At 58.6% G+C, this 21,275-nt stretch carries 23 protein-coding genes and 1 tRNA gene; 15 read left to right on the top strand and 9 right to left on the bottom strand.

Annotated features, from left to right (window positions below; genetic code table 11):
* From D8U18_RS13355 to D8U18_RS13325, 7 genes are all read right to left on the bottom strand, one after another.
* A complete protein-coding gene (locus D8U18_RS13355; protein ID WP_131107787.1) occupies nt 1-756 on the bottom strand; it encodes an ABC transporter substrate-binding protein in 756 nt (251 codons plus the stop codon).
* A gap of 78 nt (nt 757-834) precedes the next feature.
* Nucleotides 835-1,605 (bottom strand): imidazole glycerol phosphate synthase subunit HisF, encoded by a 771-nt coding sequence (hisF, locus tag D8U18_RS13350; RefSeq protein ID WP_056852199.1) that lies wholly within the window; start codon nt 1,603-1,605, stop codon nt 835-837.
* 9 nt (nt 1,606-1,614) lie between these two features.
* On the bottom strand, nt 1,615-2,352 hold the full coding sequence (gene hisA, locus D8U18_RS13345; RefSeq protein ID WP_015093076.1) for a 1-(5-phosphoribosyl)-5-[(5-phosphoribosylamino)methylideneamino]imidazole-4-carboxamide isomerase: 738 nt from the start codon (nt 2,350-2,352) through the stop codon (nt 1,615-1,617).
* A 42-nt stretch (nt 2,353-2,394) separates the two neighbouring features.
* Nucleotides 2,395-2,655 (bottom strand): DUF2164 domain-containing protein, encoded by a 261-nt coding sequence (locus tag D8U18_RS13340; RefSeq protein WP_056852198.1) that lies wholly within the window; start codon nt 2,653-2,655, stop codon nt 2,395-2,397.
* A complete protein-coding gene (hisH, locus tag D8U18_RS13335) occupies nt 2,656-3,294 on the bottom strand; it encodes an imidazole glycerol phosphate synthase subunit HisH (RefSeq protein ID WP_008080553.1) in 639 nt (212 codons plus the stop codon).
* The gene (gene hisB, locus D8U18_RS13330; RefSeq protein WP_007939452.1) at nt 3,294-3,887 is read right to left on the bottom strand and encodes an imidazoleglycerol-phosphate dehydratase HisB; all 594 of its coding nucleotides are present in this window, start codon (nt 3,885-3,887) and stop codon (nt 3,294-3,296) included. The genes hisH and hisB overlap by 1 nt, the downstream gene beginning before the upstream one ends.
* Nucleotides 3,888-4,261: 374 nt before the next feature.
* A complete protein-coding gene (locus D8U18_RS13325; protein WP_131107786.1) occupies nt 4,262-5,923 on the bottom strand; it encodes an OFA family MFS transporter in 1,662 nt (553 codons plus the stop codon).
* Between the two features lie 357 nt (nt 5,924-6,280).
* On the opposite strand from D8U18_RS13325, the gene D8U18_RS13320 reads away from it, so the two are divergent.
* The 4 genes from D8U18_RS13320 (at nt 6,281) to D8U18_RS13305 (ending at nt 10,006) form a co-directional block, all read left to right on the top strand.
* Nucleotides 6,281-8,506, top strand: a complete 2,226-nt coding sequence (locus D8U18_RS13320) for an AsmA family protein (protein ID WP_131107785.1) — start codon at nt 6,281-6,283, stop codon at nt 8,504-8,506.
* On the top strand, nt 8,503-9,570 hold the full coding sequence (mutY, locus tag D8U18_RS13315; protein ID WP_131107784.1) for an A/G-specific adenine glycosylase: 1,068 nt from the start codon (nt 8,503-8,505) through the stop codon (nt 9,568-9,570). Before D8U18_RS13320 ends, mutY begins: the two co-directional genes overlap by 4 nt.
* Entirely contained in the window at nt 9,567-9,839 is a 273-nt protein-coding gene (locus D8U18_RS13310; RefSeq protein ID WP_008024947.1) for an oxidative damage protection protein, read from the top strand. Before mutY ends, D8U18_RS13310 begins: the two co-directional genes overlap by 4 nt.
* A gap of 91 nt (nt 9,840-9,930) precedes the next feature.
* Nucleotides 9,931-10,006 (top strand) — tRNA-Phe (locus tag D8U18_RS13305).
* Nucleotides 10,007-10,141: 135 nt separating this feature from the next.
* Here D8U18_RS13305 and D8U18_RS13300 read toward each other — a convergent pair.
* Entirely contained in the window at nt 10,142-10,591 is a 450-nt protein-coding gene (locus D8U18_RS13300) for a hypothetical protein (protein ID WP_056852191.1), read from the bottom strand.
* A 262-nt stretch (nt 10,592-10,853) separates the two neighbouring features.
* Between D8U18_RS13300 and D8U18_RS13295 the strand changes: the two genes are divergently transcribed.
* From D8U18_RS13295 to vapC, 6 genes are all read left to right on the top strand, one after another.
* A complete protein-coding gene (locus D8U18_RS13295) occupies nt 10,854-11,906 on the top strand; it encodes a PDDEXK nuclease domain-containing protein (protein WP_131107783.1) in 1,053 nt (350 codons plus the stop codon).
* Nucleotides 11,907-11,977: 71 nt separating this feature from the next.
* Nucleotides 11,978-12,961, top strand: a complete 984-nt coding sequence (locus D8U18_RS13290) for an alpha/beta fold hydrolase (RefSeq protein ID WP_131107782.1) — start codon at nt 11,978-11,980, stop codon at nt 12,959-12,961.
* A 19-nt stretch (nt 12,962-12,980) separates the two neighbouring features.
* A complete protein-coding gene (locus D8U18_RS13285) occupies nt 12,981-13,397 on the top strand; it encodes a hypothetical protein (RefSeq protein ID WP_056852188.1) in 417 nt (138 codons plus the stop codon).
* A 6-nt stretch (nt 13,398-13,403) separates the two neighbouring features.
* Complete coding sequence (locus tag D8U18_RS13280; protein WP_130904476.1) at nt 13,404-13,856, top strand: hypothetical protein; 453 nt, start codon at nt 13,404-13,406, stop codon at nt 13,854-13,856.
* 180 nt (nt 13,857-14,036) lie between these two features.
* Entirely contained in the window at nt 14,037-14,267 is a 231-nt protein-coding gene (gene vapB / locus D8U18_RS13275) for a type II toxin-antitoxin system VapB family antitoxin (RefSeq protein ID WP_130904477.1), read from the top strand.
* The gene (gene vapC / locus D8U18_RS13270; RefSeq protein WP_056852186.1) at nt 14,267-14,674 is read left to right on the top strand and encodes a tRNA(fMet)-specific endonuclease VapC; all 408 of its coding nucleotides are present in this window, start codon (nt 14,267-14,269) and stop codon (nt 14,672-14,674) included. Before vapB ends, vapC begins: the two co-directional genes overlap by 1 nt.
* 76 nt (nt 14,675-14,750) lie before the next feature.
* Here the strand turns inward: vapC and gabP are convergent, their stop codons facing one another.
* On the bottom strand, nt 14,751-16,142 hold the full coding sequence (gene gabP, locus D8U18_RS13265; RefSeq protein WP_056852185.1) for a GABA permease: 1,392 nt from the start codon (nt 16,140-16,142) through the stop codon (nt 14,751-14,753).
* 551 nt (nt 16,143-16,693) lie between these two features.
* Here gabP and D8U18_RS13260 point away from each other — a divergent pair.
* From D8U18_RS13260 to D8U18_RS13240, 5 genes are all read left to right on the top strand, one after another.
* Entirely contained in the window at nt 16,694-17,467 is a 774-nt protein-coding gene (locus tag D8U18_RS13260; protein ID WP_007972784.1) for an ABC transporter ATP-binding protein, read from the top strand.
* A 13-nt stretch (nt 17,468-17,480) separates the two neighbouring features.
* Nucleotides 17,481-18,230 carry an ABC transporter substrate-binding protein gene (locus D8U18_RS13255; protein ID WP_056852184.1) on the top strand — a complete coding sequence of 250 codons (750 nt, stop codon included), beginning with the start codon at nt 17,481-17,483 and terminating at the stop codon, nt 18,228-18,230.
* A gap of 78 nt (nt 18,231-18,308) precedes the next feature.
* Nucleotides 18,309-19,004, top strand: a complete 696-nt coding sequence (locus tag D8U18_RS13250) for an ABC transporter permease (protein WP_056852183.1) — start codon at nt 18,309-18,311, stop codon at nt 19,002-19,004.
* Entirely contained in the window at nt 19,001-19,690 is a 690-nt protein-coding gene (locus D8U18_RS13245) for an ABC transporter permease (protein WP_056852182.1), read from the top strand. The genes D8U18_RS13250 and D8U18_RS13245 overlap by 4 nt, the downstream gene beginning before the upstream one ends.
* Entirely contained in the window at nt 19,671-20,900 is a 1,230-nt protein-coding gene (locus tag D8U18_RS13240) for a methyltransferase (protein WP_131107781.1), read from the top strand. The genes D8U18_RS13245 and D8U18_RS13240 overlap by 20 nt, the downstream gene beginning before the upstream one ends.
* Nucleotides 20,901-21,275 lie beyond the last annotated feature (375 nt).

The following is a 21,275-nucleotide window of genomic DNA, read 5'->3' as shown; positions in this document are numbered from 1 at the left end:
TTACAGATACTTCGACATGATCTCGTCAACTTTGCCTTCCTGGCGCATCTGATCCAGCGCGGCCTGCAGTATGGCGACGGTTTCGTCCGGCACGTCCTTGTTCAAGGCCAGGTACAACTCGGCGCTGTTGAACCGCAACACAGTCTTGAGCCCGATCACGCCTTCCTGGCGCGCCAGGTAGCGCCCAGCCGGATCACCGGTAGCCCATAGATCGATCTGGCCATTGACCAGTTTCTTCGCGTTGTCCTGATCGCGCAGGACCACCACAGGCTTCAAGCCTTGCTTGGCGAGCGTAGTGGCAATGGCGTCGCCCTTGTACGCACCGATTTTGTACTTTCGCGCATCGTCCAGGGATTGGAGGGTGATTTTGCTGTCAGCCTTGGCCAGCATGATCCAGTCGTCCGGGCCAATCGGCCCGACCCATTTGAAGAGCTTCTCGCGATCGGGTAACCGCGCCATCACGAATGCACCGTAACCGGGGTTTTCCAGAGCGAGTTTGTACACTCGCTCCCAGGGGAAACGCAGCGTCAGGCTGTAGGTAATATCGGCACGCTTGAACATTTCGCGGACGATGTCCGTGGCGATGCCATCAATGTTCTCGCCTTGGGCGAAATTCTTGCCGTTCTTCGCCATGTTGTACGGAGGGAAGTTTTCCGTCAGCAACACCATGTCGGTGTTGGGGTTGTCTGCGGCGTGTACCGCACTGACGAACAACAGGGAAGCACTGGCGAGGGCAAAACGAAGACGTTTGAGCATGTCTGGCTACCGAAATCCATGGCGTGCCCAAGAGTGCCTTGAGCCCGCCATGATGTCCACTGGCCTGTATGGGTTTGTTCAGCGCATCACGATTCCGCGATGAGCCATGTAGGCCTTGGCTTCCTGAACGGTGTATTCGCCGAAGTGGAAAATACTCGCCGCCAGGACTGCACTGGCGTGTCCTTCGAGGATACCGTCGGCCAAATGCTGCAGGTTGCCAACGCCACCGGAAGCGATCACCGGAATGCCCAGGGCATCGCTGATGGCGCGGGTCACGCCAAGGTCGAAGCCGTTTTTCATGCCGTCCTGGTCCATGCTGGTCAGGAGGATTTCACCGGCTCCCAAGCCTTCCATCTTCTTTGCCCACTCGACAGCGTCAAGGCCGGTCGGCTTGCGACCGCCGTGGGTGAAGATTTCCCAGCGCGGGGTTTCGCCCGCAGCGGAAACTTTTTTCGCATCGATGGCAACGACAATGCACTGCGAGCCGAAATGCTGCGCCGCTTCGCCGACGAATTCAGGGTTGAACACCGCAGCGGTGTTGATCGAAACCTTGTCCGCACCGGCATTGAGCAAGTTGCGGATGTCCTGCACGGTGCGCACGCCACCGCCGACGGTCAGCGGAATGAACACCTGGCTGGCCATGCGCTCGACGGTATGCAGCGTGGTGTCGCGGCCGTCGACGCTGGCGGTGATGTCGAGAAAGGTAATCTCGTCGGCACCCTGCTCGTCGTAGCGACGGGCGATTTCCACCGGGTCACCGGCGTCGCGGATGTTTTCGAATTTCACACCCTTGACCACCCGGCCGTTGTCCACGTCCAGGCAAGGGATGATGCGTTTGGCCAGCGCCATGGTCAGTCCTCAGCCTTTGTACGAGTCGCAGAAAGCTTGCGCTTCAGCGACGTCGAGGGTGCCTTCGTAGATCGCCCGGCCGGTGATCGCGCCGATGATGCCCGGCGCCTTGGCGTCGAGCAGGGTCTTGATGTCACCCAGATTGTGGATGCCACCGGAAGCGATGACCGGAATCGATGTGGCAGCAGCCAGCGCGGCGGTGAACGGTACGTTGCAGCCCTGCATCATGCCGTCTTTGGCGATGTCGGTATAAACGATGGCGGACACGCCGTCGGCTTCGAACTGCTTTGCCAGGTCGATCACCTGGATGGTGCTGATTTCAGCCCAACCGTCGGTAGCGACGAAACCGTCCTTGGCGTCCAGACCGACAATCACTTTGCCAGGGAAAGCGCGGCAGGCTTCGGCGACGAAGGCTGGATCTTTCACAGCCTTGGTGCCGATGATCACGTAGCTCACGCCAGCCTTGACGTAGTGCTCGATGGTTTCCAGGGAGCGGATACCGCCGCCGATCTGGATCGGCAGGTTCGGATAGCGCTTGGCGATCGCGGTGACCACTTCGCCGTTGACCGGTTGGCCTTCGAACGCGCCGTTCAGGTCGACCAGATGCAGACGACGGCAACCGCCCTCCACCCACTTGGCAGCCATGCTCACCGGGTCATCGGAGAACACCGTGGAATCTTCCATGCGGCCCTGGCGCAGACGAACACAGGCACCGTCTTTAAGATCGATAGCGGGAATAATCAGCATCTGGCAAACCTTCAAATTCGAATGTTCAGCTTGGCTCGGAAATCAGTTTTTCTCGAGCGCCCACAGGTCGCTTTCGATGCTTTCGAACCTCTCTTTGAGATGCGTCTGCACATCGAAAATCGCCCTGTTGTAATAGTGCGGAGCAATTTCGCGGGTAAACAACTCAAGAATCTCAGCCGCCTCGAACGAGCCGAGGTCGAGTTCAAAGCGGTCTTCCATGAATCGCTTGATCTTGCTGTTGGCCTCGCTCTCCTGTTCGGGAGTGAGGGTCAGGATCGGCGGCCTGGATTTCTTGACAGCCATTTACCAGCGACCGTCCCACGCAGCGAAGTTCTGCAGCAATTGCAGGCCATGGGTATGGCTTTTCTCCGGGTGGAACTGCACGGCGAAACGCGAGCCATCGGCCAGCGCTGCGGCGAAATCGACGCCGTAATGACCACCACCGACCACCTGGCGCGCATTAGCCGCAGCGATGTAGTAGCTGTGCACGAAGTAGAAACGCGCCATGTCCGGAATGTCGTGCCACAGCGGGTGACTGACCTTCTGCTTCACTTCGTTCCAGCCCATGTGCGGGACTTTCAGGTGTTCGCCGTCTTCATGCAGATCTTTGCCGAAGAACTTCACTGCGCCCGGAAACAGCCCGATGCAGTCGACACCGTCGTTCTCTTCGCTGGTGTCGAGCAATGCTTGCATGCCGACGCAGATACCGAGGAAAGGCCGGTCCTGGCTGACCTCACGTACCAGCGAGTCGAACCCGAGGCGACGGATCTCCGCCATGCAATCGCGAATCGCACCGACGCCGGGGAAAACCACCCGATCAGCTTCGCGAATCACGTTGGCATCGCTGGTAATCAGAACCTTGCCGGCCCCCACGTGCTCGAGGGCCTTGGCCACCGAGTGCAGGTTGCCCATGCCGTAATCGATAACCGCGACTGTCTGCATTACAGAACGCCCTTGGTCGATGGCATTTGCCCGGCCATGCGGTCATCGAGCTCCACGGCCATGCGCAACGCACGGCCGAAAGCCTTGAACACGGTTTCGATCTGGTGGTGGGTGTTGTGCCCACGCAGATTGTCGATGTGCAGGGTGACGTTGGCGTGGTTGACGAAGCCCTGGAAGAACTCCTGGAACAGATCCACGTCGAAACCGCCGACGGTGGCGCGGGTATACGGAACGTGCATCTGCAGGCCGGGACGGCCGGAGAAGTCGATCACCACGCGCGACAGCGCTTCATCGAGCGGCACATAGGCGTGGCCGTAGCGACGGATGCCTTTCTTGTCGCCGATGGCTTTGGTAAATGCCTGGCCGAGGGTGATACCGACGTCTTCCACGGTGTGGTGGTCATCGATATGCAGGTCGCCCTTGCTGACAATATCCAGGTCGATCAGCCCGTGACGGGCGATCTGGTCCAGCATGTGCTCAAGAAAAGGAACACCGATATCGAATCGGGCCTTTCCGGTGCCATCGAGGTTGATCGAGGCTTTGATCTGGGTTTCCAGAGTGTCGCGCTCGACAGACGCCATACGTTCGGCCATCACCAGCTCCGCAAAATCATTGGGCGAAAAAGGCATCCATTATAGGCACGCGGGGCCGAAACAGAAACACGCGACGTGATATGGCTGACGGACAGAAGCCCCGGCTGTCGCGGGTAGACATGTCCATACAAGCACGACAGGCTACTGATCGCTCCCACGCTCTGCGTGGGAGTGCAGCCTTGGACGCTCCGCGTCCGCTTTGACTGTGACGCGGAGCGTCACGGGAGGCATTCCCACGCAGAGCGTGGGAACGATCAGAAACAACTGTAGGAGTGAGCCTGCTCGCGATAGGGCTCTCACATTCAACATTTCTGTCGACTGTCAGACCGGTATCGCGAGCAGAGCTCACTCCTACAGGGGTATTGCGTTTTTACTTAGTGGAACAGTACCGCCGTCTTCTGCAGGGTCACCCACACACCCCACGCCAACGGAATACCCACCGCCAGCCAGGCAGCAATTGCCAGAGGCTTGGTGCCCGGCGCCGCTTTCCACTCCAGCGACGTGCTGGCGTCAGCACCTTTGTCGTGGCCCAGCGCCTGTTCGGCAGCCAGTTCAGCGTCGGTCATGAAGTACTTGTCGGCCACCGGACGCACCAGCAGGTTGCAGATGAAACCCAGCACCAGCAGGCCGGCAAGGATGTACAAGGTGATGTCGTAAGCTGCGGCACGTTCAACGCCGATGCTCAGCTGATATTCACGCAGGTAGTTCACCAGCACCGGACCCAACACACCCGCCGCTGCCCACGCGGTCAGCAGGCGACCGTGGATAGCACCGACCATTTGCGTACCGAACAGGTCCGCGAGATAAGCAGGAACGGTGGCAAAACCGCCGCCGTACATCGACAGGATGATGCAGAACGCGGCCACGAACAGCGCGACGTTGCCCAGGTGGCCAAGATTCGGAATCAATGCGTACAGCGCAAAGCCAAGGGCAAAGAACACGAAGTAGGTGTTTTTACGGCCCAGGTAGTCCGAGAACGATGCCCAGAAGAAGCGGCCACCGATGTTGAACAGGCTCAGCAAACCGGTGAAACCGGCGGCGATCGCGGCGATCGAAGCCAATTGACCTGCATCCAGCTGACCGAATGGCAGATCGTTGCCCAGCAATTTGCCGCCGAACACTTCCTGCAACAGCGGCGAAGCCATGCCGAGGATGCCGATACCTGCGGATACGTTCAGGCACAGCACCAGCCACACCAGACGGAATTGCGGAGTTTTCCATGCCACGTTCACGTGTACATGACGGTTGGTGATCATGGCGTTCGACGCTTTTTTCGCAGGCGCCGTCCAGCCTTCAGGCTTCCAGCCGGTTGGCGGCACGCGGTAGGACAGTGCGCCACCGATCATGAACACGAAGTAAATGGCCGCCATGGCCACGAAGCTCTGCCATACGCCCACGCCTTCTGGCGATGCGAAGTGGCTCATCAGTGCAGTCGCCAGTGGTGCGCCGACCATCGCGCCGCCACCGAAGCCCATGATCGCCATGCCGGTCGCCATGCCGCGCTTGTCCGGGAACCACTTGATCAGGGTCGACACCGGCGAGATGTAGCCCAGGCCCAGGCCGATACCGCCAATGACCCCGGAGCCGATCCACATCAGCCAGATCTGGTGCGTGTAGATGCCCAGCGCCGAAATCAACAGACCGCCGCACCAGCACAGCGCCGAAACAACGCCGGCCTTGCGTGGTCCGGCATGCTCGAGCCAGCCGCCCCAGATCGCTGCTGAGCAACCCAGGAAAATGAAGAACAGGGTGTAGATCCAGCCGAGCATCGAGATCGGCCAATCGCATTGCGAGGAAAAAACCTGAGCGATGAAGCTCATGTCCGGCGCACAGGCCAGCGGCTTGCTGAGACCCAGCGCCTTGGACAAGGGCAACCAGAACACCGAAAAGCCGTAGGCCATGCCGATGCAGAGGTGGATGGCCAGGGCGGCCGGTGGCACCAGCCAACGGTTGAAACCGGGCTTGGCGATAATGCGTTCCTTGGACAGGAACGCGGGCTGGTCGGCGTAGCCGTCCGCCGCGATACTCGTGGTCATTGTGTATCCCCCAATTATTAGTATGGTTCGCCAGGTGCTCTTCATCCCCAGCCTTTATGCGCACGCATGACTGTTTTTTTACGATGAAGCTCCATTTTGGTGCGGCATCAAGTCGCAGAAGGACCGACGAACGGGCGAAGGTTACCATTTGCACGTGACAGAAAAACCAAAGTGCTATCAGTTTTTTGTACGTTATCCGATCTCTTGTGTGCAGAAATCGCCTGCCGACGATCGCCAAACGGCCGACTGAACATGCCGCCCGACACTCGGTCCGAGTGATCACTGACCGGTCGTCTCTTTCGGAGCGCTATACTCCCCGGCTAAATTTCGAATTCGACTAACTACAAGGACTCGCCCATGAAAGCGTTCGGCAAAATCCTGGGTCTGGCACTTCTCGGGCTGTTGCTGATCATTGTGGCGCTGGGCTTTGCCCTGACCCACCTCTTCGATCCCAACGACTACAAAGACGAGATTCGCCAGATTGCCCGCGACAAGGCCCACATCGAGCTGACGCTCAATGGCGATATCGGCTGGAGCCTTTTTCCGTGGCTCGGCCTTGAATTGCACGACGCCGGTGTCGCGACCCTGGCCAAGCCCACCGAACCGTTTGCCGACCTGCAGATGCTCGGCCTGTCGGTCCGCGTACTGCCACTGCTGCGCCGCGAAGTGCAGATGAGCGACGTGCGCGTTGAAGGTCTAAATCTACGCCTGAACCGCGACAAGGATGGCCACGGCAACTGGGAAGACATCGGCAAGGTACCAAAGCCTGCGAACCCGGACACCGCACCGGCGACCACCAGCGAACCCGAGCCGCAAACCACCGCACAGGCCGATAAACCGGCCCAGCCGATTCGCCTGGACATTGACAGCCTGACCGTCAACAACGCCCGCGTTGAGTACAACGACGAAAAAACCGGCAAGCAATTCAGCGCCGAAAGTATCCAGCTGAGCACCGGCCCGGTGCATGACTCCACCAACATTCCAGTCAAGCTCACTGCATTCCTCGGCACTAACCAGCCGGTTCTGCGAGTGCGCACCGAGCTCAATGGCGAACTGCGTTTCGAACGTGCTTTGCAGCGCTACAAACTGGAAGACATGAAACTGTCCGGTGAAGTGGCGGGCGATCCACTTCAAGGCAAAACCATGACCTTCGCCGCCCAAGGCCAGTTGTTGCTGGACCGGGCGGCCAATGTCGCCGAGTGGACCGGCATCAGGGTTTCCGCCAATCAGTTGCGTGCGCTGGGTGAGTTGAAGGTCAATGATCTGGACAAGACCCCGCAAGTCAGCGGTGGCCTGTCGGTCGCCCAGTTCGACCTGGCAAAATTCGTCGACAGCATCGGCCAGACATTGCCGGCCATGGGCGAAGGCAGCCTGAGCAAGGTGGAACTGGCTACCCGTCTTGCGGGCACGCCTTCCAGCCTCGTCCTGGACGACATCAACCTGAAAGTCGATGACAGCACCTTCAGCGGCCGCATTGCCGTCGAAGACTTCGCCAAGCAATCGTTGCGTGCAACCCTCAAGGCAGACACTTTCAACGTCGACCGCTATCTGGCGCCGAAGTCGGCCGAAGCCAACAGCACCAAGCAAGTGCGTCAGGCCGAAGTGGCCAGCACCGAAGCCGATGCCATGGCGGGCGCCGGCAGCACACCGCTGCCGCCATCGCCGACCAAAGAAGCCTGGAGCAGCGAGCGCCTGCTGCCGGTGGAACGACTGAGCAAGCTGGATGTGGACGCCGATCTGACTTTTGGCCAGTTGACCCTGGAAAAACTGCCGATCCACAACGCCGTACTCAAGGCCAACGGCCAAGGCGGTTTGCTTACCCTGACCAGCCTGCGCGGTGATTTGTACGAAGGTAACTTCGACGCCAAGGGCACCCTCGATGTGCGCCAGCAAGCGCCCGTGCTGAATTTGCAGACGCAGATCAGCCGCGTACCGGCGGAAAAAATCCTCGAAAGCCAGGGCAAGAATCCGCCGGTCAAAGGCCTGGTCACGCTCAACAGCAGCCTGACCGGCAGCGGCAACAGCCAGAAAGCGCTGATCGAAACCCTCAATGGCAACGCCAGTTTCGTCATCAACAATGGGGTGTTGCTCAATGCCAACCTCGAGCAGCAATTGTGCAAAGGCATCGCCACGCTCAACCGCAAAACCCTCAGTGGCGAGCCACGGGGCAAGGACACACCGTTCCAGGAACTCAAGGGCAACCTGAATTTCCGCAACGGCGTGGCCAGCAACCCGGACCTGAAAGTGCGCATCCCGGGCATGACCGTCAACGGTGACGGTGATATCGATCTGCGGGTGCTGGGCATGGACTACCGCGTAGGCATCATTGTCGAAGGCGACAAGAGCGACATGCCGGACCCGGCTTGCCAGGTGGGTGAGAAATTCGTCGGCATCGAGTGGCCGCTGCGCTGCCGTGGCCCACTGGAACTGGGTGCCAAGGCTTGCCGACTGGACAACGAACGCATGGGACAGGTTGCGAGCAAACTGGCCGGCGAACGCATCAGCGAAAAAATCGACGAGAAGCTGGGCGACAAAGTCAGCCCGGAACTCAAGGATGCGCTCAAGGGGCTGTTCAAGCGATGAGAGCCGAGCAGTTTGCAATGGCGGTGCTGGACTGGTTCGACCGCCACGGCCGTCATGACTTGCCCTGGCAGCAGGACATCAACCCGTATCGGGTGTGGGTCTCGGAAATCATGCTGCAGCAGACCCAGGTCAGCACCGTGCTCAACTACTTCGACCGGTTCATGGCTTCGCTGCCGACAGTCGAAGCCCTGGCCGCTGCGCCGGAAGATGAAGTGCTGCACCTGTGGACGGGCCTGGGTTACTACACTCGCGCACGCAATCTGCAGAAGACCGCGAAGATCGTCGTTGAGCAATACGGCGGCGAATTCCCCCGGAATGTGGAAAAACTCACTGATCTGCCGGGCATCGGCCTGTCCACCGCCGGCGCAATCGCCAGCATCAGCATGGGCCTGCGTGCGCCGATCCTCGACGGCAACGTCAAACGCGTACTGGCGCGTTTTACCGCGCAAGAGGGTTACCCGGGCGAGCCGAAGGTCGCAAAACAGCTCTGGGCGAACGCTGAGCGCTTTACGCCACATGATCGGGTCAATGCCTACACCCAGGCGATGATGGACCTCGGCGCGACGCTCTGCACCCGCAGCAAACCCAGCTGCCTGCTGTGTCCACTGGAGAAAGGTTGCGAAGCGCACATGCTCGGCCTGGAAACACGCTACCCGATACCCAAGCCACGCAAAGCCATCCCGCAGAAACGCACGCTGATGCCGATGCTCGCCAACGGCGAAGGCGCGATCCTGCTTTACCGTCGCCCTTCTACCGGTCTGTGGGGCGGTTTGTGGAGCCTGCCGGAACTCGACGACCTCGATGACCTGCAACACTTGGCTTCGCAGCACTCGCTGGAACTGGGCGCACAGCAATCGCTGCCGAGCCTGGTGCACACCTTCAGCCATTTCCAGTTGTCCATCGAACCCTGGCTGGTCCAGGTCCAGGAGGCCGGTCATCACGTGGCCGAGGCCGACTGGCTCTGGTATAACCTCGCCACCCCGCCGCGCCTGGGCCTTGCCGCCCCGGTCAAAACCTTGCTCGAACGCGCGGCCGCCGTATTGAACGCAGGAGAGTCGTCATGACCCGCACCATCATGTGCCGCAAGTACAAAGAAGAATTGCCCGCCCTGGAGCGCGCTCCATTTCCGGGTGCAAAAGGTCAGGACATTTTTGACCACGTCTCGGCCAAGGCCTGGGCCGACTGGCAGAAACACCAGACCCTGCTGATCAACGAAAAGCGCCTGAACATGATGAACGCCGAAGATCGCAAATACCTGCAGGGCGAAATGGACAAGTACTTCTCCGGCGAGGAATACGCAAAGGCCGAAGGCTACGTGCCGCCAGCCGAATAACCCGCAGATTTCGTAAGCGACGGAATTAATTTAAGAAATTTTCAAAAAGTCGTTGACGTAAATCCGAAAAACCCTTTTAATGCGCCCCGTTGCCCAGATAGCTCAGTCGGTAGAGCAGGGGATTGAAAATCCCCGTGTCGGCGGTTCGATTCCGTCTCTGGGCACCAAATACCGAAAACCCTGAATCGCAAGATTCAGGGTTTTTTTATGCCTGCGGTTTGATGAGGCTCAATCCCGGAGCATCGAAAGGCAAGGCGCCCCTCCCCTCCCGCGCCTATCAATTTTTTGTTCGCAATACCGCACTAGCTCTCGCCATTCCAATGGAAGACCAGGTTACGAGCGGCACCGCTGCCGACATCCGCAACATCACGTCGCACCTCGCCGTTGCGTGTGGCGATGACGTTGTACTTCCCGGCTGGCAATTGCACATACACCAGTGGTCCGGCGTCGTGCAGTGTCAGTACGGTTTGCCCCTGGGCCTTCTCTATGACCACATCCACATCGGGAATGTATTTGTTCTCCGCCCCGATCGCGAAGGTCATGTGCAGGTTATAGCCAGTCGTTTGCTGGATAGCCTTTGCCTCATCCTCGCCAATCCCACCGGACAGATAGGTGATGCCATTTTGTTCCTGCCGCTGAACCTGAACGCCGGAGCTGTCGACGGGCTCAAGACTTGCGGCGGGCGCCATTGCAGGAAACAGCAGCATGCCGATGGCGGCGAGGGGCAACATGAATGAATGGAGGATTTTCATGATGACGACTCCCGGGCTCTGAAAAGCCCAATCGTTACCTGAATTTTGATTTCCCGCGCATTGGTGATGTTTTAGATCGATTGGTACTTGTGCTGACTACGAAACGTACTACGTGATTTGCTCAGCAGGCTTGCTCTTCCGTCAGATCGATCCTGCTTGCGGCCCCGGCGATTCCTTCCGATATCTCAGCCGTGCCCTGCATCTTCGACCCAAGCTCTCTTGCCATCCTCTTTTGCCTGATCAATCAGCCGCAGAAGACCTCATGAACGACCTCAGAACCGAAGACACAAAAGACCCGCAACTCGCTTCGCTTGTCGGCAATCTTGGCGAACTGATACGCCAGGCGCGCCAGAAGGTGCTGCGGGCCGTCGACACCATTCAAGTGCAAACCTGTTGGCAGATTGGTCGGCATATTGTCGAATTCGAGCAGGAGGGTGCTCGGCGGGCAGGTTATGGCAAGCGCTTGCTTGCTACATTGGCTCACGCTCTTACCACCGATTATGGAAAAGGTTTTGACGAGCGCAACCTGCGATATATGCGGGATTTTTATCAAACATTCCCAATTTGGAACGCAGTGCGTTCCGAATTGAGCTGGACTCATTACCGGCGACTATTGAGAGTCGACAGCGAAAGCGCCCGACTGTGGTACATGAACGAGTCCGCCACTCAAAACTGGTCAAGTCGAGCATTGGAACGCCAGATAAACACACTTTACTACGAGCGCCTGCTTGCAAGCCGCGATCGCGCCCCCGTGTTGCTGGAGGCAGCCACCCATATTCAGCAAATGAAGGCCAGCCCTCGGGAGTTCATTCGTGACCCGGTGGTGCTGGAGTTTCTTGGCCTGCCCCATGCCGGCAAGCTTCAGGAAAGCGAAATCGAACAGGCACTGATAGAACAACTGCAAGGTTTCCTGTTGGAGCTGGGCAAAGGTTTCGCCTTCATCGCCCGCCAGCAACGCATCAGCACTGACAGCAAGGACTTCTTCATCGACCTGGTGTTCTACAACTACCTGCTCAAATGCTTTGTCATATTCGATATCAAGCGGGGCGAGCTCACACACCAGGATGTCGGCCAGATGGACATGTATGTACGCATGTACGACGACCTCAAACGTGGAGCAGAAGATGGTCCCACCGTCGGCATCATCTTATGTGCGCAGAAAGATGAATCGGTGGTTCGTTATTCGGTTCTGGAAGGTCACGAACAACTTTTTGCCAGCAAGTACCAGTTGATATTGCCGAGCGAGGAAGAACTGCGTGCAGAGCTTGATCGAGAGCGCGCTCGACTTGACGAGCGACTCCATCAGACACCGTGATGGCCCTTATGGATTGTTGATCCGCAGCTTGAAGACTATCGTTGGCATCTCCCCGCAAAGGTCCAGCGCCCATGAATTTGCAGGACATGCCCCCTATGGCCCCCGCTCAAATCGAGCTGCCATTGGTAACTGACGCCGTTGCCGAGCCCTTCGAGCAACCCGCAGAAGACGGATTCATCATCGGCGGTTTCACCTGGCGGCACGCTGCCCCCGATAGCTCTCGCCCGGTGGTCATCATCAATGCGGCCACCTCGGTACGCTGCCGGCACTACTCGCGCTTCGCCGACTACCTGTTCGCCAATGGCCTGGATGTGATCACCTATGATTACCGCGGTATAGGTGAATCACGCCCGCCGTCACTAAAAGGGTTTCAGGCTTCATGGACTGACTGGGGTGCACTGGATTTCGAGGCGATGCTACGGCGCGCAAAGCGCGAGTTTCCGAATCAGCCCATCGATGTGGTGGGCCACAGCTTTGGAGGCTGTGCAGCAGGACTGGGGGCCTCCGGAAATGCGATCCGGCGCCTGGTGACGGTCGGTGCGCAGTTCGCCTACTGGCGCGACTATGCACCGGCCCATCGCTGGCGGATGTTTGGTAAATGGCATGTGCTGATGCCACTGCTGACGATGATCTTCGGCTACTTTCCCGGCAAACGCCTTGGCTGGCTGGAAGACACGCCTGCCGGTGTCGTCCGTGACTGGAGCTTCTCCACTGCGCGTTACGAAAAACGCTTCAGCGGCAGCGTCATCCACGCAACCGCCGGTCGCCTGCCCTTTGCTGGCGTGACCGCGCAAACCCTCGCCATCAGCATCTGCGACGATCCCTACGGCACGATCCCGGCCATCGAGCGCCTGCTCGGTTACTTCACCGGCAGCACAAACACCCACTTGCGCATCGCCCCGCAAGACATCGGCGAAACAGAAGTTGGACATTTCGCCTTTTTTCGCAGCGCATACCAAGCCACACTATGGCCCATCGCATTGTCGTGGCTGCAAAACGGCGAGCTGCCCCCCGACACACCCGGGCGGACGGTGCCACGCAGCAATCCTACTTAACGCATACGGAACAACCTCCATGGCCTCCGCCAACAAGCAGCAAAAACGCGCCTCCCGCGCCAAGGCCAAGGCCAAGCAGAACCGCACCCAACGCGCTGCCGCGCCGGTCGAACTCGACCCGAACGATGACCGTATCGACTTCGAGTCGGTCGACCTGACTGAACTGTTCAAGAAAATGATCGACGCCGAGAAAGTCAGCCAGCAAGCCATGTGTGTAGCTTTCCTCGAAGACCCGTTGCTGGAACTGGTCTACGAACAGGAAGGCGAAGAAGGCGCGATGGACTTCATCCTGGCGGCGCTGATCGAGTATCGCCAATGGTCCACCGAAACCGACGAAGCCGGCGCCTTGGCGTGGATCGAATCGCCGGCCTTCCAGGCCGACTACGTGGCAGCCTCCGATGCTATCGCCGCGCAAACCCAACAGAAACCGAACTGAGCTCCCATGGCCTCCCTGAACAAGCAACAGAAACGCGCCAAGCGCGCAAAAGCCAAAGCCAAGCAAATCCGCATGGTCGGCAGAAAACCCGCGAACCTGGACGATGATCTCGGCCACCTCGCCGAGCCGATCCCGGAATACACCTTGGCGATGTTCAGCAAGATGCGCGATGCGGAAGCCATCAGCCGCAGTGAAATGCTCTCGGTTTTGCTGACCAACCTGGCCTTCATCATCATCGACCATCCAGAACTGCTGGACATGGAAAACGCCGAAGACGAAGGCATGGCCGCGACTCACCTGGCCGCCGACATGCTGATCGATTACCGCATGTGGGCCGACGGCATGGACCGCGAAACCGCCCAGGCCTGGCTGAGCGAGCCGCAATTCATCACCGACTTCGGCGATGCCTTGGACATCTACAGCCGGTCGCTGGAAGCATCGGAAGAAAAAGCCGAATAACTACCGGGTTTCGGCAAAAAAAACGGCCGCTTGTCTCCACTGACAGCGGCCGTTTTTTGTGAAGCGGCCAGTCAGAATGATCAGAGACCTCACTCACCACCCGCTTTGTATATCCCGTTGACATATCCACAAAAAAATCTACTCTTTGGAGTACACCCCACAATGGCGGAGGAGGCAAAAATGGAACAGACCACCCTTTTCATGAGCAATCGCAGCCAGGCCGTTCGCCTTCCCAAAGCCGTAGCCATGCCAAGCGACGTAAAACGCGTCAACGTAATCGCCATCGGCCGATCCCGCCTCATTACCCCCGCCGAAGAAACATGGGATAGCTGGTTCGACGGGGATAGCGTGAGTGCTGACTTCATGCCTGATCGCGACCAACCCACCGATCAGGAGCGCGAGTCGTTCTGATGATCAAATACATGCTCGACACCAACATCTGCATATTCACCATCAAGAACAAACCGCAAATCGTCAGAGAGGCCTTCAACCGCCATGACGGGCAGCTATGCATCAGTGCTGTCACCCTCATGGAGTTGATCTACGGCGCCGAAAAGTCAGCAGCACCAGAAAAAAACCTTACCGTCATCGAGGGTTTGGCAGCCCGCCTTGAGGTCCTGCCTTTCGACAATGAAGCGGCCGCGCATACCGGAATGATTCGATCCGAGCTGGCGAAGGCTGGAACACCCATCGGCCCATACGACCAAATGATCGCCGGCCACGCGCGCTCACGTGGGTTCATCGTAGTCACGAACAACCTGCGGGAATTTGAACGGGTTCCTGGGTTACGCGTAGAGGACTGGGTGCATCCCCGTTGAATTTAATGAAGACATAAAAAAAACGGCCGCTTGTCATCACTGACAGCGGCCGTTTTTTTGCGTCATGCGCTACGAATCAGCTGAGTACCACCGCACCCGCCTTCTGCAGCTTGCGACGGCGAGCCACCAGCAAACCGGAAGCCACTACCAGAACACTGAGCAGGCCTGTTGCGAGGATTTCCACACGGTGGGCGTCCTGGAAAAGCATGATGGTCAGAGCCGCAACGATGAAGACGATCACCGCGTAGGTCAGGCCCGGGAACAGCCACATGCTGAAGACGATTTTTTCACCGCGAGCCATGCGCTGCTTGCGCATACGCAGTTGCGAGATCGCGATCACCAGGTACACCAGCAGTGCAATGGCACCGGAGCTGGCCAGCAGGAATTCGAACACCGCAGCCGGTGCCACGTAGTTGGCGAACGTGGCCAGGAATGCCGCGCCCGTGGACAACATCACCGCCCAGTAAGGCGTGCCGCTTTTGTTGGTGCGGGTGGAAACGGCTGGTGCATCGCCGCGCTTGCCCAGGGAAAACAACATGCGCGAAGAGGTGTAGAGCGCCGAGTTCAGGCAACTGGTCACAGCAACCAGTACCACGATGTCGACGATCATCTTGGCGTTCGGGATGCCCATGCGCTCAAGCACGGTCTGGTAGGAGCCCAGGCTTGCCAGTACAGGGTCGTTCCATGGCACCAGGGCCACAACGATGAAAATCGATACCAGATAGAACAAGCCGATCCGCCAGATCACCGAATTGGTGGCCTTGGAGATTTGCTTGCCAGGGTTTTTCGACTCCGCGGCCGCGATGGTCACGATTTCGGTGCCCATGAAGGAGAACATGGTGGTCAGGATCGCGCCCAACACCGCACCCATGCCGTTTGGCAGGAAGCCCTGGGTATCGAACAGGTGCGAAACGCCGCTGACCTGGCTGTTCGGCAAGAAGCCGAAGATTGCCGCTACGCCGAGAATGATGAAGCCGATGATCGCCAGGACTTTGATCAGGGCGAACCAGAACTCGAACTCACCATAGTTCTTCACACTGAACAGGTTGGTCACGGTCAGCAGCATCGTGATCACAAGAGCGAAGGCCCAGATGTCCACACCCGGGAACCAGGCATGCAAAATGGTTGCAGCGGCGTTGGCCTCCAGCGGGATCACCAGAACCCAGAACCACCAGTACAACCAGCCGATGGTGAAACCGGCCCAGTGACCGATCGCCCGATCGGCATATGTCGAGAAGGAGCCGGTGTCCGGCGAGGCAACAGCCATTTCACCGAGCATGCGCATCACCAACACTACCAGCATGCCAGCGGCGGCATAGGCCAACAGCACGGCAGGGCCTGCAGCAGCGATAGCGTGGCCCGAGCCCACGAACAGGCCGGCGCCGATAACCCCGGCGATCGACAGCATGGTCACGTGACGCGGTTTAAGCCCCTGTTCGAGGCCGTTAGAGCTTTGGGTACTGCTCATTGAAACTACCTTTGTAAGGAAAAGCGAATGCGTGCAGCTCCCGAAGATTCTCTCTTGTAAAAAGAAACAAACGGGGCGTTCCGGAATCTGCACGCAATAATTGCGCCAAAATATTTCAAAACCTTCTAATCCGGCGATCTCATCCTGACCGGACAGTCTTCGCAAGTCATTGAGATTAATGGCAATTTGCCAGAACGTTACCCTGCGACCCACTTTCAGGAACGCATCAAGGCAACAGAAACACACTTCAAAAACGCTCAGCGCACAATAAAAGTGCGTTTGGCCGGTTAGCGCTTCCCACCCCCTGCCAAAGCTGGCAACATCGCGCCCTTTTTGTGAAAGCCGCTGGGTTTTTGAATTGAAACTCAGGTTCAAACGGCTGTTCGGTTGTTGATGGGGCGACAGTCTGCTGTGCCGATGCGACAACCTGCCACATGCCACCCGTTTACTGCCCCAGCGCTGTTGGCTGCCTTGGAAACGCTATGCTAGCTTGGCCGCCTCGCCAGGAAGGCCACCAACAGCAGGAGCGAAACACATAATGAGGAACGCACATGGCTGAGGCCACGCCCGCGCTTGAAATCCGCAACTTGCACAAACGCTACGGCTCGCTTGAGGTGCTTAAAGGTATCTCGCTGACCGCTCGCGACGGCGATGTGATCTCGATCCTCGGCTCCTCCGGCTCCGGCAAGTCCACGTTCCTGCGCTGCATCAACCTGCTGGAAAACCCGCATCAGGGCCAGATCCTGGTGGCCGGCGAAGAGCTCAAGCTCAAAGCCGCGAAAAACGGCGAACTGGTGGCCGCCGACGGCAAGCAGATCAATCGTCTGCGCAGCGAGATTGGTTTTGTGTTTCAGAACTTTAATCTGTGGCCGCACATGAGCGTGCTCGACAACATCATCGAAGCCCCGCGCCGCGTGCTCGGCCAGAGCAAGGCCGAAGCCATCGAAGTGGCCGAAGCCCTGCTGGCCAAGGTCGGCATCGCCGACAAGCGCCATGCCTACCCGGCGCAATTGTCCGGTGGCCAGCAACAACGCGCGGCCATCGCCCGCACCCTGGCCATGCAACCCAAAGTCATCCTGTTCGACGAGCCGACCTCCGCGCTTGACCCGGAAATGGTCCAGGAAGTACTTAATGTCATCCGCGCACTGGCCGAAGAAGGCCGCACCATGCTGCTCGTGACCCACGAAATGGGCTTCGCCCGTCAGGTCTCCAGCGAAGTGGTGTTCCTCCACCAGGGCCTGGTAGAAGAGCAAGGATCGCCACAGCAGGTGTTTGAAAACCCGCTTTCGGCGCGCTGCAAACAATTCATGTCCAGCAACCGCTAACGGAGCTACCCACATGCAGAACTTCAAAAAGGTCTTCCTGGCTGCCGCCGTCACCCTCGCGTTCAGCGCCGGTGCCATGGCCGAAACCCTGAAGATGGGCATCGAAGCGGCTTACCCGCCGTTCAACAATAAAGATGCCAGTGGCAATGTCGTCGGCTTCGACAAAGAGATCGGCGACGCCCTGTGCGCCAAGATGAAAGTCGAGTGCACCGTTGTCACCTCCGACTGGGACGGCATCATTCCGGCCCTGAACGCCAAGAAGTTCGACTTCCTGATCTCCTCGATGTCGATCACCGACGAGCGCAAGCAAGCGGTGGACTTCACCGACCCGTACTACTCCAACAAACTGCAATTCATCGCGCCGAAAAACGTCGATTTCAAAACCGACAAGGCTGCGCTGAAGGGCAAAATCATCGGCGCACAACGCGCAACCCTCGCCGGCACCTTCCTCGAAGACAATTATGGTGACGACATCACCATCAAGCTCTACGACACTCAGGAAAACGCCTACCTCGACCTGACTTCCGGTCGTCTGGACGGCATCCTCGCCGACAAATACGTCAACTACGAGTGGCTGAAAAGCGACGCCGGCAAATCCTATGAATTCAAGGGTGACCCGGTAGAAGAAAGCGACAAGATCGGTATTGCCGTACGTAAAGGCGACCCGATCCGCGAGAAGCTCAACGTCGCGCTGAAAGAAATCGTTGCTGACGGTACCTACAAGAAGATCAACGACAAGTACTTCCCGTTCAGCATCTATTGATACTGACCTGCCGGACCGACGCCGCCTTCTGACGGCGCCGGTTCTTGGCATTGCCTGCCGCGATTTGAAAAGAAATCCATGATTATCGACCTCTACGGATTCGGCCCGGCGCTCGCCGCTGGCGCGCTGATGACTGTGAAACTGGCACTCTCGGCCCTGTGCCTTGGGCTGGTGCTCGGTCTGCTCGGTGCCTTGGCCAAGACTTCCCCGTACAAGCCTCTGCAATGGCTTGGCGGCACTTACTCGACCCTGGTTCGCGGCATCCCGGAATTGCTCTGGGTGTTGCTGATCTACTTCGGCACGGTCAATTTGATGCGTGCCCTGGGTGAGTTCTTCGGCAACCCCGACCTTGAACTCAACGCCTTCGCCGCCGGCGTGATTGCGCTGGGCCTGTGCTTCGGTGCCTACGCCACCGAGGTATTTCGCGGCGCGATCCTCGCCATCCCCAAAGGCCATCGTGAAGCCGGCGTGGCATTGGGCCTGTCGAAGTGGCGCATTTTCACCAAGTTGATCATGCCGCAGATGTGGCGCATCGCCCTGCCCGGCCTGGGCAACCTGTTCATGATCCTGATGAAAGACACCGCGCTGGTTTCGGTGATCGGCCTGGAAGAAATCATGCGTCACGCGCAAATCGGCGTGACCGTCTCCAAACAACCGTTCACCTTCTATATGGTCGCCGCGTTCATGTACCTGGGCCTGACCGTTCTGGCCATGACCGGCATGTACTTCCTGGAAAAACGCGCCGCTCGCGGCTTCGCGAGGAGCACCCAATGAACTGGGAAGTGATCATCAAGTGGCTGCCGAAACTGGCTCAAGGCGCTACCCTGACCCTGGAACTGGTGGCCATCGCAGTGATCGCCGGCCTGCTGCTGGCGATTCCGCTGGGCATCGCCCGCTCTTCACGTTTGTGGTGGGTGCGGGCGTTTCCCTACGGTTACATCTTCTTTTTCCGGGGTACGCCGCTACTGGTTCAATTGTTCCTGGTCTACTACGGTCTGGCGCAGTTCGATGTGATCCGAAACAGCTCGATGTGGCCGTACCTGCGCGATCCGTTCTGGTGCGCCACCGCGACCATGACCCTGCACACCGCTGCCTACATTGCCGAGATCCTGCGGGGCGCCATTCAGGCGATTCCACCGGGCGAGATTGAAGCCGCGCGAGCGCTGGGCATGTCCAAGACCAAGGCGCTGATCTACATCATCCTGCCGCGCGCGGCGCGTATCGGCCTGCCGGCCTACAGCAACGAAGTGATTCTGATGCTCAAGGCCAGCGCCCTGGCCAGCACCGTGACCTTGCTCGAACTGACCGGCATGGCGCGAACCATCATCGCCCGGACCTACCTGCCGGTGGAGATCTTCTTCGCCGCCGGCATGTTCTACTTGTTGATGGCTTATGTGCTGGTACGCGGCTTCAAGCTGCTGGAGCGCTGGTTGCGCGTCGATGCCTGCCAGGGACGTTGACTCACAAGTATTGACGGGCGAGGCCTTGCTCGCCCGTTTTATGCGCCTGGATGCGTTTCTGATAGAACATCAGGCCCTGTGGAAGCCTCGACCGTTCACACATCTTCAGCTGCCGTGGGAAACGTCCCACCCGGAACTGGCAGCCTGGCTACGCGGGCGGTCATTGGAAGATGCGGAACACGCTCACAACCAACCAGCCCTTCTGAACGCGCCGGAACCCTTTGCATCATTGGCGGCGATGTCTGCTGCACTCAGTGCCGTGGGTGAACTGCCCGCCCATACTCTCGCCACAGCGGGTCATCGATTGAATGTCGACGTACCGGGACGCAAGTGGCAACAAATCGAAGCCTTCGCCAGCCGCCTGCAATTCGCCGATGCTCCCGGGCATTGGCTGGATTGGTGCTCGGGCAAAGGGCATCTTGGACGCCGATTGTTGCAAGCAGGCCAACAGCTGACCTGCCTGGAACATGACCCCGCGCTGATTGCCAGCGGCCAGGCCCTCAGTCAACGGCATCAATTGCATGCGTTGCATGTTGAACAAGACGTGCTCGACACCACCGCGGCCTCGTTACTGGGCTCTGAGCACACACCCGTTGCCCTGCACGCTTGCGGTGATCTGCATGTGCGTTTGATTCGGCTGGCCAGTGCCTCTGGCTGCAGGCAGCTCGCAATCGCTCCTTGCTGTTACAACCGGACAAGCCTGGTTGATTACGCCCCCATGTCCTCTGCCGCCCAACGCTGCGGCCTGCAACTGTCGCTCGATGATCTCGCGCTGCCCATGAGCGAAACCGTCACCGCTGGCGCTCGCGTTCGTCGTCAACGCGACCTGTCCATGGCCCGACGCCTGGGGTTCGATCTGCTGCAACGGGAACTGCGGGGCATCGACGAGTATCTGCCAACCCCCTCCCTGCCCACCGCCTGGCTGGACAAATCCTTCGCCGATTACTGCCATCATTTGGCCGAACTCAAAGAGTTATCCACAATCGTCCCGCAAGACTGGTCGGCACGTGAAGCCGCTGGCTGGCAACGACTGGCGCACGTGCGCAATCTGGAGCTACTGCGCGGGCTGTTCCGACGCCCATTGGAAATGTGGCTGGTTCTGGATCGAGCGCTGTTCCTTGTTGAACAGGGATACTCGGTTCGCCTCGGAACCTTCTGCGAAAGCCCGCTCACACCACGAAATTTAATGTTACTCGCAGAACACCCTTAAAGCACGACAGCCTGTGGATAACTCTGTTGATGAAATTATCGTGGATCCAATATTTACAACTGTTTCAGGGGTGAAACCAATCTGTTCAGTTTTCGTACAGCCCAATAAAAAACCCGAAAAACAGGCATTTGCGAACAGATGAGAACGAATCCACAAATCCTCATCAAATCCCGTGCATCTGAAAATCCGTTGTGCATAAGCATTCAATCAAAAGGACATAACTGCCAGAATTGGGTCGGCATGGGCAGAATATGCAGAAGCTGACTAGCCTTCGAGAAATGCGAATCAGCCGGCATGGACAGGGGAATTTGAGCGGCACCAGCGGCTGTCTACCAACTCCGCCAGATAGGGCGTTTCTCAAGGCCCGATGACGAC

This window comes from Pseudomonas sp. Sample_10, assembly GCF_004321495.1.
In the GTDB taxonomy this organism is placed as follows: domain Bacteria; phylum Pseudomonadota; class Gammaproteobacteria; order Pseudomonadales; family Pseudomonadaceae; genus Aquipseudomonas.
Note: the sequence above shows the minus strand (reverse complement) of the source record. Positions and strands in the feature narration are given on the sequence as shown.

What these genes read in the sequence shown, in the direction of transcription:
- D8U18_RS13355 (WP_131107787.1), bottom strand. Translation starts at nt 756, where the DNA reads ATGCTCAAACGTCTTCGTTTTGCCCTCGCCAGTGCTTCCCTGTTGTTC.
- hisF (WP_056852199.1), bottom strand. Translation starts at nt 1,605, where the DNA reads ATGGCGCTGGCCAAACGCATCATCCCTTGCCTGGACGTGGACAACGGC.
- hisA (WP_015093076.1), bottom strand. Translation starts at nt 2,352, where the DNA reads ATGCTGATTATTCCCGCTATCGATCTTAAAGACGGTGCCTGTGTTCGT.
- D8U18_RS13340 (WP_056852198.1), bottom strand. Translation starts at nt 2,655, where the DNA reads ATGGCTGTCAAGAAATCCAGGCCGCCGATCCTGACCCTCACTCCCGAA.
- hisH (WP_008080553.1), bottom strand. Translation starts at nt 3,294, where the DNA reads ATGCAGACAGTCGCGGTTATCGATTACGGCATGGGCAACCTGCACTCG.
- hisB (WP_007939452.1), bottom strand. Translation starts at nt 3,887, where the DNA reads ATGGCCGAACGTATGGCGTCTGTCGAGCGCGACACTCTGGAAACCCAG.
- D8U18_RS13325 (WP_131107786.1), bottom strand. Translation starts at nt 5,923, where the DNA reads ATGACCACGAGTATCGCGGCGGACGGCTACGCCGACCAGCCCGCGTTC.
- D8U18_RS13320 (WP_131107785.1), top strand. Translation starts at nt 6,281, where the DNA reads ATGAAAGCGTTCGGCAAAATCCTGGGTCTGGCACTTCTCGGGCTGTTG.
- mutY (WP_131107784.1), top strand. Translation starts at nt 8,503, where the DNA reads ATGAGAGCCGAGCAGTTTGCAATGGCGGTGCTGGACTGGTTCGACCGC.
- D8U18_RS13310 (WP_008024947.1), top strand. Translation starts at nt 9,567, where the DNA reads ATGACCCGCACCATCATGTGCCGCAAGTACAAAGAAGAATTGCCCGCC.
- D8U18_RS13300 (WP_056852191.1), bottom strand. Translation starts at nt 10,591, where the DNA reads ATGAAAATCCTCCATTCATTCATGTTGCCCCTCGCCGCCATCGGCATG.
- D8U18_RS13295 (WP_131107783.1), top strand. Translation starts at nt 10,854, where the DNA reads ATGAACGACCTCAGAACCGAAGACACAAAAGACCCGCAACTCGCTTCG.
- D8U18_RS13290 (WP_131107782.1), top strand. Translation starts at nt 11,978, where the DNA reads ATGAATTTGCAGGACATGCCCCCTATGGCCCCCGCTCAAATCGAGCTG.
- D8U18_RS13285 (WP_056852188.1), top strand. Translation starts at nt 12,981, where the DNA reads ATGGCCTCCGCCAACAAGCAGCAAAAACGCGCCTCCCGCGCCAAGGCC.
- D8U18_RS13280 (WP_130904476.1), top strand. Translation starts at nt 13,404, where the DNA reads ATGGCCTCCCTGAACAAGCAACAGAAACGCGCCAAGCGCGCAAAAGCC.
- vapB (WP_130904477.1), top strand. Translation starts at nt 14,037, where the DNA reads ATGGAACAGACCACCCTTTTCATGAGCAATCGCAGCCAGGCCGTTCGC.
- vapC (WP_056852186.1), top strand. Translation starts at nt 14,267, where the DNA reads ATGATCAAATACATGCTCGACACCAACATCTGCATATTCACCATCAAG.
- gabP (WP_056852185.1), bottom strand. Translation starts at nt 16,142, where the DNA reads ATGAGCAGTACCCAAAGCTCTAACGGCCTCGAACAGGGGCTTAAACCG.
- D8U18_RS13260 (WP_007972784.1), top strand. Translation starts at nt 16,694, where the DNA reads ATGGCTGAGGCCACGCCCGCGCTTGAAATCCGCAACTTGCACAAACGC.
- D8U18_RS13255 (WP_056852184.1), top strand. Translation starts at nt 17,481, where the DNA reads ATGCAGAACTTCAAAAAGGTCTTCCTGGCTGCCGCCGTCACCCTCGCG.
- D8U18_RS13250 (WP_056852183.1), top strand. Translation starts at nt 18,309, where the DNA reads ATGATTATCGACCTCTACGGATTCGGCCCGGCGCTCGCCGCTGGCGCG.
- D8U18_RS13245 (WP_056852182.1), top strand. Translation starts at nt 19,001, where the DNA reads ATGAACTGGGAAGTGATCATCAAGTGGCTGCCGAAACTGGCTCAAGGC.
- D8U18_RS13240 (WP_131107781.1), top strand. Translation starts at nt 19,671, where the DNA reads ATGCCTGCCAGGGACGTTGACTCACAAGTATTGACGGGCGAGGCCTTG.